This is a genomic window from Stenotrophomonas acidaminiphila (genome assembly GCF_014109845.1).
Taxonomy (GTDB): Bacteria; Pseudomonadota; Gammaproteobacteria; order Xanthomonadales; family Xanthomonadaceae; genus Stenotrophomonas; species Stenotrophomonas acidaminiphila.
This window is the reverse complement of record NZ_CP043567.1, coordinates 648,481-664,331: the sequence shown is the minus strand read 5'-3', so window position 1 is coordinate 664,331 and position 15,851 is coordinate 648,481. Positions and strand designations below refer to the sequence as shown.

5 protein-coding genes are annotated in these 15,851 nt (G+C 69.9%); all 5 read left to right on the top strand.

All coding sequences use genetic code 11. From position 1 onward, the window contains the following. The first annotated feature begins 84 nt into the window (after positions 1 to 84). The 5 genes from F0P95_RS03155 (at position 85) to F0P95_RS03135 (ending at position 15,844) form a co-directional block, all read left to right on the top strand. On the top strand, positions 85 to 2,229 hold the full coding sequence (locus F0P95_RS03155) for a S46 family peptidase (protein WP_182335663.1): 2,145 nt from the start codon (positions 85 to 87) through the stop codon (positions 2,227 to 2,229). A 142-nt stretch (positions 2,230 to 2,371) separates the two neighbouring features. Next, on the top strand, positions 2,372 to 3,127 hold the full coding sequence (locus F0P95_RS03150; RefSeq protein ID WP_182335662.1) for a response regulator transcription factor: 756 nt from the start codon (positions 2,372 to 2,374) through the stop codon (positions 3,125 to 3,127). 157 nt (positions 3,128 to 3,284) lie between these two features. Beyond that, on the top strand, positions 3,285 to 4,058 hold the full coding sequence (locus tag F0P95_RS03145; RefSeq protein WP_182335661.1) for a response regulator transcription factor: 774 nt from the start codon (positions 3,285 to 3,287) through the stop codon (positions 4,056 to 4,058). Between the two features lie 300 nt (positions 4,059 to 4,358). Then, complete coding sequence (locus F0P95_RS03140) at positions 4,359 to 12,464, top strand: SdrD B-like domain-containing protein (protein ID WP_182335660.1); 8,106 nt, start codon at positions 4,359 to 4,361, stop codon at positions 12,462 to 12,464. Beyond that, positions 12,461 to 15,844 (top strand): Ig-like domain-containing protein, encoded by a 3,384-nt coding sequence (locus F0P95_RS03135; protein WP_182335659.1) that lies wholly within the window; start codon positions 12,461 to 12,463, stop codon positions 15,842 to 15,844. Before F0P95_RS03140 ends, F0P95_RS03135 begins: the two co-directional genes overlap by 4 nt. The last annotated feature ends 7 nt before the right edge of the window (positions 15,845 to 15,851 follow it).

The window sequence follows — 15,851 nt, the reverse complement described above, 5'->3', positions numbered from 1 at the left end:
TAGCGGCATCGTGACCGTTGGCGGTTGCCCCCCCACCGGTGCCCGGCTACTGTCGCCCCCTGTTCTGTACCTGCTGGAGTTCCGATGAAGCGCACACCGCTTGCAGCCGCCATGGCGCTGGGCATGAGCCTGGCTGCCGCCGCCAACGCCAACGAGGGCATGTGGATGCCCACGCAGCTGCCTGGACTGGCGAAGACGCTGAAGGAGGCCGGCTTCAAGGGTGACCCGTCGGCGCTGGCCGACGTCACCGCGCCGCCGTTGAGCGCGGTGGTAAGGGTGGGCGGCGGCACCGGTGCGTTCGTGTCCGGCGACGGCCTGCTGCTGACCAATCACCACGTCGCCTACGGGGTGATCCAGTACAACGCCAGCAAGGAGCACGACACCATCAACGACGGCTTCATCGCCCAGGGCCGCGATGACGAGCGCGCGGCCAACCCGGACTACCGGGTGCTGGTGACGGTGGGCTTCGACAAGGTCACCGACGAGGTGCTCAAGGAGGCGCGCGGCAAGAACGGGCGTGCCTACTACGATGCGGTGGAGAACGCGCGCAAGCGCATCGTCGCCGACTGCGAGGCCGAGGGCGGGGTGCGCTGCTCGGTGGCCAACATGTACTACGGCAGCGATTTCTACCGCATCCGCCAGCTGGAGCTGACCGACATCCGCCTGGTCTACGCGCCGCCGCGCGCGATCGGCAATTACGGCGACGAGATCGACAACTTCATGTGGCCGCGCCACACCGGCGATTTCACCCTGCTGCGTGCCTACGTCGGCAAGGACGGCAAGCCGGCGCCGTACAGCAAGGACAACGTGCCGTACCACCCGCCGGCACACCTGAAGATATCGCTGGACGGCCCGAAGGAAGGCGACTACGCGATGCTCGCCGGCTATCCGGGCACCACCTACCGGCTGCGCACCGCCGCCGAGTTCGCCAACCAGATCGACACGGTGCTGCCGCGCCGCGTGGAGGTGTTCCAGCAGCTGATCGACGTGATCGAGGCGCAGGGCAAGGGCAATGCCGACGCGCGCACCCGCTACGCCTCGCAGCTGCAGTCGCTCAAGAACAACCGCAAGCGCGCCGCCGGCGAACTGGAAGGCCTGCTGCGCAGCGACGCCAAGGCCCAGCGCGCGCAGGACGAGCAGGCGATGCTGGCCGCCACCGACGCCCGCTACAAGGCCGACATCGACGCGTTGTCCGCCTCGCTGGCCGCCGAGCGCGACGCCGGCGCCGGTGACTTCCTGGTGACGCTGATGTCCAGCCAGACCCAGCTGCTGCGCTCGGCCATGCTGCTGGAGCGCCTGCGCATCGAATCGGCCAAGCCCGACGCCGCGCGCGAGAGCGGTTACCAGCAGCGCGACCAGGCGCTGATCGAAGGCGTGCTCAAGCAGGTGCAGCGCCGCTACGACCCGGCCGTGGAGAAGGCCCTGCTCACCGCGCTGCTCACGCGCTACCAGCAGTTGCCCGACGCCCGTCGCGACGCGCGCTACGACGCGCTGTTCGGGCGCACCCCGGAGCAGCTGCGCAAGGCACTGGATACCCTGTACGCGGCGACCCGGCTGGGCGACGAGGCGCAGCGCCTGTCGCGCTTCGAGGCGGCCCGCAAGGGCGGCGCGCTCGAAGCCGATCCGCTGCTGGCGGCGGCTGCCACCCTGGTGGCGGCGCAGCTGGACACCGAACGCGAAAGCAAGGAGCGCGAGGGCGAACAGCTGCGCCTGCGCCCGTCCTACATGCAGGCGCTGTTCGCCTGGCGCGCCAGCCAGGGCCGCGCCGTTTACCCGGACGCCAACAGCACGCTGCGCATCAGCTACGGCAAGGTCGAGGCGCTGCATCCGCGCGACGCGGTCAGCTATTCGCCGGTGACCACGGTGGCCGGCATCGTCGAGAAGAACACCAGCACGGTGCCGTTCGACGCGCCCAGGCCGCTGCTCGATGCCATCGCCAAGGGCGATTTCGGCAGCACCGCCGACCCGGTGCTGAAGACGCAGACGGTCAACTTCCTGACCAACCTCGATACCACCGGGGGCAACTCCGGTTCGCCGGTGCTCAATGCGCGCGGCGAGCTGATCGGCCTGAACTTCGACTCCAACTGGGAGTCGGTGAGCGCCAGCTGGTGGTTCGACCCGCGCTACAAGCGGGCCGTGCACGTGGACATGCGCTACCTGCGCTGGCTGCTGGCCAAGGTCTACCCGGCGCCGGCGCTGCTGGCCGAAATGGGCCTGCCGCGGGAGTAGGCGCCTGCACGGCCGGGGCCGGCATCGTGTCTGCCGGGCCCCGGCTCCGTCCCGTCCGGTGTGCGTGGCCGGGCGGCAGCAGGACGCCACTGGCCTAGAATGGCCGGGCGAACAGGGCGGGACAGGTCGTGGGGAAGCACTGATGCAGGTGGATGGGGAACGGCCGGCAGGCGATGCCGGTTGCCGGCTGGATGGCGTACGGATCTGGGTCGTCGAAGATGATCCCGAGTGGCGCGGCATGGTGGTCGAGGAGCTCGAGTACCACGGTGCCGACGTGCGCGGCATCGACAGCGTCGAGGCGCTCTACCGCGAACTGGCGGTGGACCGGTGCGACATCCTCGTGCTGGATGTCGGCCTGCCGGGCGAGGATGGATTGAGCGCCACCGGCCACCTGCGGCGGATGGACGGCATGGGCATCGTGCTGGTCACCGGGCGCAGCGGCACCGCGGACATGGCGCACGGGCTCTCGCTCGGTGCCGATGTCTACCTGCCCAAACCGCTGGAGCTGCCGGTGCTGGTGGCCGCGCTGCACAGCCTGCACCGGCGCATGTCGCAGTCCTCGCCCGCCGTGGCCGCCCCCGGCGAGGCCATCGCCGCATGGAACCTGCGCTCGGACGGATGGGACCTGCATGCCCCCAATGGCAGGGTGCTGACCCTGACCGCGGCCGAACGCGGCTTCCTGCGCGAACTGTTCGCCGTTCCCGGCGAGGCGGTCGACCGCGAGCGGCTCATCGCCGCGGTCACCGACCAGCCCTGGGATTTCGACCCGCACCGGCTGGAGGTGCTGGTGCACCGCCTGCGCACCCGGGCACGCAATGCCACCGGCACCCTGCTGCCGGTGCGCGCGCTGCGCGGCATCGGTTACATGCTGGTCTCCGAGCCGACCCCTGTCGCCTGAAGGCGGCAGAACCGGTTTCCGCTGCCGGCACGGGTGCCGGTGAATTCCGGAGAGCAATGGAGATGGTTTGATACTGCCGCGTTGCCGGCAGCTGTCGAGAATCCCACCCCGCCGTCGGGGCCGCGCATCGTGTGGCCGGCGTGCATGGGGACCGGTATTGGAAACGAATCAGGAAGGGCCGCCGGCATGCGCGCCGCCGCCGTTGCAGGGCGTACGCATCCGGGTGGTGGAGGACGACCCGGAGTGGTGCGCGCTGGTGGTCGATGAACTCGCGCGGCAGGGGGCTGCGGTCCGCGGCATCGGCAGTGTCCAGGCCCTTTATCGTGAACTGGCGGTGGCCGCCTGCGACATCGTCGTGCTCGACATCACGCTGCCGGGCGAGGACGGGTTCAGCGCGACCCGCCACCTGCGCCGTACCGGCGACATGGGCATCGTGCTGGTCACCGGGCGCGGCAGCGCCGCCGACATGGCGCACGGCCTGTCGGCGGGAGCCGATGTGTACCTGCCCAAACCGCTGGAGCTGCCGGTGCTGGTGGCGGCCCTGCACAGCCTGCACCGGCGCATGGCCGCCCGCAGCGGTGCCGCGCCCGACCCGGTAGCGGAGCCCGCCGCCGCGCCGGCGCAGCATGCCGGCAACGACTGGAGCCTGCGCGCCGGCGGCTGGGAGCTGTGGTCGCCCGATGGCCGCGTCCTGGCGTTGTCCACAGCCGAGCGGGCGCTGCTCCACGAACTGCTCTCGTGCCCCGGCACGCCCGTGGGCCGCGAACAGCTGATCGCCGCGCTCACGTCCACGCCATGGGATTTCGACCCGCACCGGCTGGAAGTGCTGATGCACCGCCTGCGTGCGCGTGTCCGTGCTGCGACCCCGTTGGCCTTGCCGGTGCGCGCCCTGCGCGGGGCGGGCTACCTGTGGGTACCCACGCAGTCGTGATCCGGGTTCCGCCGGGGCAGGTCGCTGCCTGGTGATTCGAGAGCAAGTGTGAGCAAGCGTCAGGGACTGCTACTGCCTTGACCGCGCCAGCTGCCGAGAATGCGGCCCGAATGCCCTGAACGGGTGTTCCGCGCCTGCCCGCAACGGCAGGCACCGACGACACGCAAGGCCCGGGCCGCCAGGCCGCCGGGTGGGGCGCAACAGCTGCAACGCAGGGGAAAACCCGTGTACCAAACTCACGATCAGGCCGCTCGCGCGACGTCTTCGCGCGCGCATGCAAATGGATTTGCCGTCCGCGCAATGAAGCTCGCCGGCCTGTTGGCCGCGATCGGATTCATGGTGCCGGCCGCCAACGCCGCCGTGACCGCGACGCAGGTGACCACGGCCGCGGACATCGGCATCGGCCAGGACGTGAACGTCACGGTCGACTGGACGCGTACCAGTGCCGGCGGCGACACCATCACCGTCGTCATCCCCGCCCAGCTCGGTGCCAACCCGCCCGCGCCCCCGGCCGGTTGTACCTACACCGCGCCGAACATGGTGTGTTCGACCACTGCCGGCAGCAGCGGCACGGTGACCTTCCCGGTACGCGGCGTGACCGCCGGCGGTTTCAACCTGACCGCCACCGGCACCTCGGGTCCGTCCGCCGCCTTCTCCGGCAACGTGCGCAACGCCGGCGACCTCACCGTAGGCAAGGCCATGACCGTGCCGGCCAGCGGCAGCCCGCTGACCGGTGGCAACAGCACCTTCCGGCTGACCCCGAACATCGCCGCCGGCGGCAACAACGTGCCGGTGGGCGGCAGCATCGTCATCACCGACAACCTGCCGGACAGCGCGGCCACGGGCTTCGTGGCGACGGCAATCAATTTCGGCGGCCCGCTGACGCCGGCGTGCACCGCGGTGGCCACGGCCAACAGCAGCCGCGTGCTGACCTGTACCTATGCCGCCGGCGGCTCGGCGATCACCGCCGCGCAGCTCAACAGCAGCTGGATCGAGGTCAGTGGCACCACCCGCAGCTACGGCAGCTTCGTCAACACGGCGTCCATCAGTTCCGCCAATACGCTCTATATCGACCTGGCCGCGGGCAACAACACCACCAGCCTCAACTACAACACCGAGCCGGCCACCGACCTGGTGGCGACCATCAGCAGCTCGCTGAGCAACAGCTCGGCCTCGCCCTCGTCGGGCCTGAGCAACCAGACCATCACCCTGGGTGTGACCAACAACGGCCCCATGGCGTCGGCCGCCGGTGCCGTGATCGAGACCATCGTTCCGGCCGGTTTCACCATCGGTGCACTGCCGCCGGGTTGTACCTCCGTGCCGGCCAGCAGCCTGACCATCGCCCCGCCGGTGAGCGGCGGCACCCAGACCGGAACCTGGAACGGCACCAAGGTCAGCTGCATCGCGGGCGCGTTGAACGTGGGCCTGTCCGCCTCGTTCGTCATCCCGGTGACGCTGGACAACGTGCGCCGCACCGGCGAGTACCTGCCCGCCGTGCTGACCCTGCCGCCCGGACAGGATGATGGCCAGCCGAACAACAACAGCGCCACCCGCCGTTACTGGATGGCGCCGTCGGCGGCCGACCTGGGGCTGAGCAAGAGCAAGCCCGGCAAGGTGGCGCCGGGACAGACCATCAGCACCACCCTGACCGTCACCAACCGTGGTCCGGAAACGGTCAGCTGGAGCGCCTCGCAGCCGCTGCGCGTGGTGGACTGGCTGGATCCGCGCGAAATCACCAATGCCTCGGTCACCGCCACCAACGGCTGGGTGTGCACCGTCACCCCGGCCTCGCCGCGAACCGATGGCGCCAACCCCGCGCAGACGACGCAGGTCTCGTGCGAGCTGCCCGTCCCCGGCACCATGAGCGTCGGCCAGTCGCGTTCCTTCAGCTTCGCCCACACCATCGCCGACGCCGCGACCCTGGGGCCCAACCCGGTAACGTTGACCAACATCGCCTGTACCGGCAGCGAGGTGCTGCGCCTGCTGGGGCTGGACGCGAACAACGGCCCGCAGCCGGCAGACCCCGAGGATGCCGGCGCGACCGGCGGCATCGGCGAGAACGGTACCAACGGCCAGGACTGCCAGGCCGCCAACGGCATCGGCACCACCATCGAAGACGTCCGCGTGGGCATCCGCAAGGAGTCCTCGGTGGACGGCACCACCTGGCACGATGACGTCGCCGACGCGCCGACGCTGGCCGCCGCCGACAACGACATGCACTGGCGGATGACCATCACCACCGCCGCGGCGCAGGCGACGATCCCGAACCTGCAGGTGAAGGACGTCTACAACGGCCTGATGCGGGCCGTCGGGCAGACGCCGAACTACACCACGCCGAACATCAGTTTCACCTACGACCTGAGCCAGGCCACGGGCGCGACGCACAGCTGCCCCGCCAGTATTTCCGGCAATCCAAACTCGTACGGCCAGGGCGGCAGTACCGTCGAGTCCGGCAGTACCTACGAGCAGACCTGCAATTTCAGCAACGTGCCGGCCGGCGCCACCATCGTGGTCACGGCCACGCTGTCGCGCCCGCTGGGGGCGCCCACCGGCCAGCTGAACAATACCGCCACGCTGGATTCGACCAACGCGTTCCTGAAGGACCTGTCCGGCGGCAACGTGATGAGCGACAGCGCGCGGGTGCTGGTGCTGCCGCGTGCCGACGTGGCCATGACCAGCAAGACGGTCACGACCAGCATCCCGGCCAGCGGCGGCAACAATCCGATGGCATCGGTCGGCGAGACCGTGCTGTTCACCCTGGTCGCCCGCAACCAGGGCCAGGACCACATCGCCGCCGGCAACTTCCGTATCACCGATAGCCTGTTCACCGGTGCGGCGACGCTGGCGACGCCGGCCTTCGAGGTGCTGGAAGTCAAGCCGGCCGATGCGGCCAAGATGAGCTGCGCGGCCAGCAACCTGGCCAGCGGTTCCATTTCCTGCGTCAACGTCACGACCATCTCCCGCCATGAAGTGCAGACGGTCACCGTGCGTGCGCGCGTCAAGAAGCCGCCGAGCTACACCGGCGCGCTGGGCGACAAGCTGTACGAGAACGTCACCAACACCGCCCAGGTCCACCTGGACAACATGTGCGAGTACCGTTTCGACGGGGTCGCCAACTCCAGTGCCTGCGGCGACGCCAACGCGCAGGCGAACAACACCGCCTCGGCCGTGTTCGACGTCACCGTGCCGTCGTTCGACCTGCAGCAGGGCAAGGTGCCGGTGTTCCCCGCCGGCCAGAGCGAGTTCCGCGCCGGCGACGACCTGCGCTACCGCTTCAGCGTCCGCAACGCCGGCCCGTCGATCGCCGAAAACATCGAAATGACCGACACCCTGACGGTGCCGTCAGGGTTCAGCCTGGCGCTGCAGGGCACGCCGCAGAACATGAACGCGGGCGCGGCAAGCGCCGGCTACACCCTGGCCAGCAAGACCGTTGTCTGCGCCCAGGCATCGCCGAACGCCGCGACGGTGTGCACGTTCGGCATGCTGGACGTGAACGAGGAAGTGAATTTCGAACTGGTGTTCCGGCCCACCGGCGTGTCCGCCGCCCCGGTGATCTTCGGCAATGCCGTGCACGTCTGCGCCGACGAGACCAACAGTTACGAATCCTCCGGCAAGTGCACCGCCGATCCGCTCCAGGCCGGCAACAACCTGGCCGCGATCAACAACGTGCTGTTCCCGAGCACCGACCTGGAAGTGGTGAGCAAGACCGCCATGGTCTCGCCGGTCGACGTCGGCCAGGCCGTGCCGTGGCAGATCGTGCTGCGCAACAACGGCATTTCCACCTCCACCCAGATGCGCGTGGTGGACACGCTGCCGTCCGGCTTCGAGTGGATTCCCGGCACCGCCCCGGGCGTGGGCACCGCCACCGGCGGCGCCACGCTGGCCGCGGCCGGCGGCACCCTGGCCGTGCAGCCCGGCCCGCCGGCGCCGGACGCGGCGGACGTCTGCTATGTCTCCAACGGCGTCGCCAGCGTCACCAGCGCGACCCCGGTGCAGCAGGTGACCTGCCACGTCAACGGCAATTTCCCGGCGGGCAGCGGCTACACCCTGACCCTGCATGCGCGTCCCAAGGCGGGCGTGTATGCCGGGCCGTGGCTGACCGACGTGGACAACCACGCGGCCGTGCAGCCGGGCAAGGACGCGGCCAACGAGGACCTGGCCAAGGACAGCAATCCGAACAACAACGAGCAGGACGGCCCGGTGCAGGTGCGCAATGCCAGCATCGGCGGCCGCGTGTTCCTCGACCAGAACAACAACGGCGATACCGACGCCGGCGACAACGGCCTGGCCAACGTCGCCGTGCGCCTGACCGGTACCGACGTCTACGGCAACGCGATCGACGTCACCGTCACCACCAATGCCGACGGCGACTACGTGTTCAACGGGCTGGCGCCGTCCGATGCTGCCGGTTACACCATCAACCAGGACCAGAGCACCGTGTCCGGCGGCTACAACAACGGCCTGCCGCAGCCCAACAGCACGCGCACCGTGCGCAACGGCACCAGCACCGGCGTGACCGACAAGGGCACCGCCGGCATCGTGGCCAGCGGTGGCGTCATCAGCGGGGTGGTGCTCGGCAGCGGCGGCCAGGGCGTGCAGTTCGACTTCCCGGAAGTCACCCTGTACACGCTGTCCGGCCACGTGTTCCTGGACAAGAACGTCAACGACGTGCGCGACCCGGCCACGGATGAGCCCATCGCCGGCGCCACCCTGGAACTGCTGGAGCTGGTCGGCGGCGACTACGTGCCCGTCACCGGTCCGACCGGGACCGCGCTCACCGACGCCAACGGTTTCTACAAGTTCGTCGGCCTGGACCCGGCCAAGACCTATGCCGTGCGCGAAGTGCTGCCGGCTGGCCACCTGAACCGGCCCAGCGCGGTGAAGCCCGGTACCTGCGGCGGTGCCGGCTGCAGCGCCGGCAGCGCGCAGACCGGCGTGGCCGGCGATGCGCCGACCACCGACCGCATCAGCGGCATCCGCCTGACCGGCAACGGCGAGAACTACGATTTCGGCGAACAGGAAGGCGCCGAGATCCATGGCCGCGTGTTCATGGATTACGACAACGACGGCGTGCAGAACGGCAGCGACGGCGGCATCGGTGGCCAGACCATCGAGCTGCGCAACGCGGGCGGCACGGTGGTCGCCACCACGACGACCGCCAACGACGGCACGTTCTCGTTCACCCAGCTGCTGCCGGGCACCTACATCCTGCACCAGCCGAACCAGCCGGCGGGCACCGCCAACGGCATCACCACCGAAGGAACGGTCGGCGGCATCGCCACCGGTACCGCGACCGGCGTGAACACCACCCCGTCGCAGATCACCGGCATCACCGTGGCCCCGGGCCAGAAGTCGCTGGAGAACCTGTTCGCCGAGATCCCGACCCGCAGCACCATCGCCGGCCGGGTGTGGCTGGACAACGACGACAACGGCGTGATCAATGCGGGCGAGCAGGGCATCGCCGGCGTCACGGTCGAACTGACCGGCACCGACGTCAATGGCAACGCGGTCACCCGTACCACCACCACCGGCAACGACGGCAGCTACCTGTTCGCCGACCTGCCGGCGGGCACCTATGCCGTCACCGAGCCGAACCAGCCGCCGCTGACGCTCAATGGCAAGACGGTACCGGGCAACATCGGCGGCGTGCCGATGGCGGGCGCCACCGCGACCGGCAAGGCCACCACGCCGTCAGCGATCGGCAACATCGTGCTGGGCGAGAACCAGCACGCGGTGCAGAACAACTTCGGCGAGATCCCGATGAACGGCTCCATCGCCGGCCGGGTGTGGCTGGACCGCAACAACGATGGCGTCATCGCCGCTGACGAGAACGGCATCGCCGGCGTCATCGTGCGCCTGACCGGCACCGACATCCAGGGCAACCCGGTGGTGGCCGAGGTGAGGACCGACCAGAACGGCGACTACCTGTTCGACGGACTGGTGCCCGGCACCTATACCGTGACCGAGCCGGAACAGCCGGCGGGCACGTTCAACGGCCATACCCGTGCCGGCAGCCACGGTGGCGACGCCACCGCGGTGACCACCACGCCGTCGGCGATCAGCGGCATCGTGCTGGGCGCCAACGAACACTCGGTGGCCAACAACTTCGGCGAGATCCCGCCGGCATCCATCGCCGGCCAGGTGTGGTACGACGACAACGACAACGGGCGCATCGACGCCGGCGAAACCGGCATCCCCGGCCAGGAGATCGTGCTGGAGGGCGTCGACGACCTCGGCAACCCGGTCCGCACCACGGTCGTCACCGACGGCGATGGCCGTTACCACTTCCCGAACCTGCGCCCGGGCCGCTACAAGGTGACCCAGCCCAACCAGCCGCCGCAGACGCAGAGCGGGCAGACGGTGCCGGGTACCACCGGTGGCGACGGCACGCCGAAGAGCGAGCCGGTCTCGGTGATCAGCTGGCTGACGCTGGAGCCGGGCATCCACTCGCAGTCCAACAACTTCGGCGAGCTCAACACCGACGTGCCCGACCTGCGGGTCAGCAAGTCGGTGGATCCGGCGACCCTGGTCACCGGCAGCGCCGCGACCTACCGCATCGTGGTGCGCAATGCCGGCCTGGCCGCGACCAGCGGCGAGTACGAGGTGCTCGACCGCCTGCCGCAGGGCGTGACCCTGGCCGATGTCCCGACGGGTGACGGCTGGAGCTGCACCGGTGCGGCCGGCGACACCCGCTTCAGCTGCCGCAGCAGCACCGTGCTGGCAGCCGGGCAGAGTGCGACGGCGGTCATCAGCGCGTTGGTGCGCGTGGGCGCCGATGCCAGCGCCGGTACCGTCAACAATGCCGTGCTGGTCGCCGGCGGCGGCGAGCCGGAATCGCGCCGCCCGACGCCGGAAGAACAGCAGGCGCTGGAAGGCGGCGACGTCGGCATCCTGCCGGTGTGCGAGGCCGAGGTGGTGCACAACGCCTGCCGCCTGCCGAGCGAACTGGTGAAGGCATGGCCGGACGTGGTGGTCAGTAAGGCCGCCGACAGCGCCGTGTTCACCGTTGGCCAGCAGGCCAGCTACCTGATCCGCGTGCGCAACATCGGCGAGCGCGCCACCGACGCCGAGTACGTGGTCAGCGAACACCTGCCGGCCGGCATCGTGCTGTCGGGCCTGCCCGCCGGCGATGGCTGGACCTGTACCGGCAGCGCGGGCGAGCGCCGCTTCGAGTGCGCCAGCGCGCGCGAACTGGCGGCCGGTGCGACCCATCCGGGGGCGATCAAGGTGCCGGTGGACGTGCTGCCGGAAGCCGTGCGCCAGGGCACCGTGAACAACGCGGTGGTGGTGTCCGGCGGCGGCGAAGATCCGCAGCGCAAGCCGGGCGAGGAACAGTGGAAGCAGTTCGAGGAAACCCCCGGCCAGCTCGACCTGTGTGACCCGCAGATCAGCCAGAACCTGTGCCGGGTGCCGAACGAGGTGCAGGAAGCGCCGGAAGACACGCTGCTGGTGATCAGCAAGCGTGGCGACCGCGCCATGGCCGAGATCGGCGACACCGTGCAGTACACCATCGAGGTACGCCACGTGTCCGGCAGCGCCGCGCGCACGGTGAACATCGTCGACGTGCTGCCGCGCGGCTTCACCTACATCGACGGCACCGCCCGCGTCGACGGCCGCGTGCTGGACGAACCGCTGGGCAGGCCGGGTCCGCGCCTGGGCTTCGACCTGGGCCCGATCGCCGCCGGTGGCCAGCGGGTGCTGACCTACCGCGTGCGCATCGGCGTGGGCGCGCTGCAGGGCGATGGCATCAACCGCGCGCAGGCGCACGGCTGCTCGATCCCCGGCGGCTGCATCGATCCGGTGGGCCTGAACCCGCTGCCGGGTTCGACCCCGTCCAACCACGCCCAGTACCGCGTGCGCGTCACCGGCGGCGTGTTCACCGACGAGGCCTGCGTGCTGGGCAAGGTGTTCGTGGACTGCAACAACAACCACGTGCAGGACCCGGAAGAACTGGGCATCCCCGGGGTGCGCCTGTACTTCTCCGACGGCACCTGGCTGGTCTCCGACTCGGAGGGCAAGTACAGCTACTGCGGCCTGCCGCCGAACAGCCACACGCTGAAGGTCGATCCGTCGACCCTGCCGGTCGGCGCACGCCTGACCACCAGCAGCAACCGCAACCTGGGCGACGCCGACAGCCTGTTCCTGGACCTGAAGAACGGTGAGCTGCACCGCGCCGACTTCGTCGAGGGCAGCTGCGCCAACCCGGTGCTGGAGCAGGTCAAGGCGCGCCGTACCCAGGGTGAGGTGCGCGCACCGGAGAGCGAGCCCGGCCAGTCGCCGCTGCGTTTCGAAAGCAAGCCCGTCCGTGCGCCGCAGCAGGCCACGGATACGGCCAACCAGAGACCGATCGTGGATCCCAGACCCAACCCGCCCCCGGCATCGGCCGCGCAGGAGGTGCAGCCATGAGCCGCCGCGACTTCCCGCGTACGCCGCCGCGCCTGAGCCTGCTGGCCTGCGCGCTGGCTGCCGTTGCCGTACCGGCGATGGCCCAGAGCGTGGGCACCAGTACCCGCTTCACCCCGGTGCTGGGCGATGCCAGCACCCTGTACCCGCGCTCGCCGGCGAGCGTCGATGCCGCACCTGAAGCGGTGCCGGCGCGGCCGGGCCAGGTCGACTACGCCCTCAACCGCGGGGTGGACCTGGTCCGCGTCGAGGTCGACCGCGACGGCGTGCCGGCCGACGGCCAGACCCCGGTGCACGTGCGCGTGCAGCTGCTCGACGGCGAAGGCAAGCCGCTGGCCGGCCGCGCCTACGCCACCATCGAGAACAGCGGCGGCCGCGTGCGCCTGCCCGGTTCGCGTACCGATGAGTTCGGCCCCGGTGCCGGCGATGCCGACAAGGTCACCCCCGGCGTGCAGCTGGTGGTGGAGGATGGCGTGGCCGAGTTCGACCTGCTCGCGCCGCACGAGCCGCAGGACGTGGTGCTGCGCATCACCGCCGGCGGCCACACCGCCGAGGGCGTGATCGGCTTCCTGCCGGAAATGCGCGAACTGCTGGCCACCGGCCTGATCGAGGGCGTGCTCAATTTCCGCAACAGGTCCAATGCCGGGCTGATCTCGCCGGTGCAGCACCACGACGCCTTCGACCGCGACATCCGCCGCTGGGAGAAGCAGTTCAACAACGGCAAGGCCAATGCCGCCGCGCGCACCGCGTTCTTCGTCAAGGGCCGGATCAAGGGCGAGTACCTGCTCACCGCCGCCTACGATTCGGACAAGGACGTGCGCGGCCGCCTGCTGCGCGACATCCAGCCGGAGGAGTTCTACCCGGTCTACGGCGATGCGTCGCTGCGCGGCTTCGACGCGCGCTCGGCCGAACGCCTGTACGTTCGCATCGACAACAAGCGCAGCTACCTGCTGTACGGCGACTTCCAGACCGGCGACACGCTGGCCACGGTCACCGGCATCGGTGGCAGCGGGCCGATCCCGCAGCGCAGCCTGAGTGCCTACAACCGCACCGCCACCGGCCTGGGCTGGCACTTCGAGAGCGCGCGCGCACGCGGCAACGTCTTCGCCATCGAGGACTCGCTGCGCCAGGTCATCGAGGAGTTCCGCAGCCAGGGCAGTGGCCCGTACGCGCTGCGCAACAACACGGTGCTGGAAGGCAGCGAGCGGGTGGAAGTGATCGTGCGCGACCGCAACCAGCCGACCCGCATCGTATCGGTGCGTCCGCTGGCGCGGCTGGTGGACTACAGCTTCGAGCCGTTCTCCGGGCGCATCCTGCTCAACCAGTTCATGCCGTCCTTCGACAGCGACCTGAATCCGGTGTCGCTGCGCATCACCTACGAGCTGGACCAGCAGACCGAGAAGTTCTGGGTGTTCGGCGCCGACGGCCAGTTCAAGCTGACCGAACGGCTGGAGGTGGGCGCCTCGGCGGTGGAAGACCGCAACCCGTACGCCGAGTTCCGCATGGGCAGCGCCAACGCCGGCTACCGGTTCGGCGAGAACACGATGCTGGTCGCCGAGTTCGCGCGCACCCGCAGCGAGGTCAACACCAGTTCGCTCAACCAGGTCGCCTCGCAGGGCCTGAAGGACGTGGTCGGCGAGGTCGAGGGCGACGCCTGGCGCGTCGAATTCGCGCATGACGGCGACAGGTTCGATGCACGCCTGTTCGCCGCGCGCACCGATCCGGCGTTCAACAACCCGGCATCGCCGTTGTATGGCGGCCGCGGCGAGTACAACGCGCGCCTGGGCTATGCGGTGAGCCCGCGGCTGGAGCTGTATGTCGAAGCCCTGCGCAGCGAAGACCGCAATCCCGATGGTGGCGAGCGCGAGGCCGGCGGTGCCGGCGTGCGCGTGGGCGCCACCGGGCGCCTGACCCTGGACGTGGGCCTGCGCAGCGTGCGCGAGACCATCGGCGTGACCTCGCCGTGGTCGATGGGGTCGCCGTTCGGCCAGGCCGGCGGCCTGACCGGCGGCTTCGCCACCGGTGCCGGCGGCGGCGCGCTGGGCTATGGCCAGCAGGCGCTGGACCCGGCCACCGGGCTGATGGTCATCAATGGCCCGTCGTCCGGCAGCCTGATCACCAGCGACCTGCCGGTCGGCACGAAGCTGGAATCGGACAGTGCCCGCATCGGCCTGGGCTACCGTTTCAGCGAGAAGTTCAGCGGCGGTGCCGAGGTCGAGCAGAGCGTCAACGGCGAGGACCGCAACCGCGTGGCCGCCGGCGTCGACTACCAGGTGTTCGAGCGCAGCCGCCTGTATGGCCGCTACGAGAAGCAGACCGGCCTGACCAGCGCCTACGGCATCACCACCACCGACCGCCAGGCCGATGCGCTGGTGTTCGGCGTGGACAGCACCTACCTGCGCGACACCCAGGCATTCAGCGAGTACCGGCTGCGCGATGCGATCAGCGGCCGCGACGTGCAGGCCGCCTCGGGCATCCGCAACAACTGGGACATCCGCGAGGGCCTGCGCCTGAGCAGCTCGGCCGAACGGGTCAACGTGATCGCCGGCGACACCGGCGACAGCACCGGGCTGGCGCTGGCGCTGGACTACAGCGCCAACCCGCTGTGGCGCGGCGCGGTGCGCGTGGAGCACCGCATCTCCGAAGACGTGGCGCACACCGAGGCCAACGAGGCGTTCGACACCACGCTGCTGCAGTTCATGCTGGCGCGCAAGCTCAGCCGCGACTGGACCCTGCTGGGCCGCAACTACCTGCTGGCGACCAACTACAAGGAACGCGGCGACGTCCTGCAGGACCGCTTCCAGCTGGGACTGGCCTACCGCGACACCGACCGCAACCGGGTCAACGCGCTGATGCGCTACGAGTACAAGCTCGAACGCGACGAAAGCGGATTGACCCTGCTCGACGGCCAGGTGGTCAACGGCACCAGCCAGGACGTGCGTACCCGCGCCCACATCGTCTCCTCGCATGCCGACTGGCATCCGTCGCGGCCGTGGTGGCTGACCGGACGCGTGGCCGGCAAGTGGCAGCGCGACCAGTTCGCCCTGGCCGACGGCGCCCGCGTCAACAGCAGCTTCCGTGCGCTGCTGTTCTCCGGCCGCATCGTCTACGACATCACCGAGAACTGGGACGTCGGCGTGCTCGGCTCCACCTTCCGTGGCCAGTCCGGCGGCAACCAGTACGCCTACGGCGTGGAAGTGGGCCGCCTGCTGCGGCAGAACCTGTGGTTGTCGGCCGGTTACAACTGGACCGGCTTCGAGGGCGACCGCGACCTCAACGGCTACGAGTACACCCAGCAGGGCCTGTTCCTGCGCCTGCGCTTCAAGTTCGACGAAGACCTTTTCCGCCGTGACCCGGTGCGCTACCGCGACCCGGCCCGCTGAGGACGAC

Bases quoted from the DNA above. Each gene is read 5' to 3' on its own strand.
- F0P95_RS03155 (WP_182335663.1), top strand. From the start codon at position 85: ATGAAGCGCACACCGCTTGCAGCCGCCATGGCGCTGGGCATGAGCCTG.
- F0P95_RS03150 (WP_182335662.1), top strand. From the start codon at position 2,372: ATGCAGGTGGATGGGGAACGGCCGGCAGGCGATGCCGGTTGCCGGCTG.
- F0P95_RS03140 (WP_182335660.1), top strand. From the start codon at position 4,359: ATGAAGCTCGCCGGCCTGTTGGCCGCGATCGGATTCATGGTGCCGGCC.
- F0P95_RS03135 (WP_182335659.1), top strand. From the start codon at position 12,461: ATGAGCCGCCGCGACTTCCCGCGTACGCCGCCGCGCCTGAGCCTGCTG.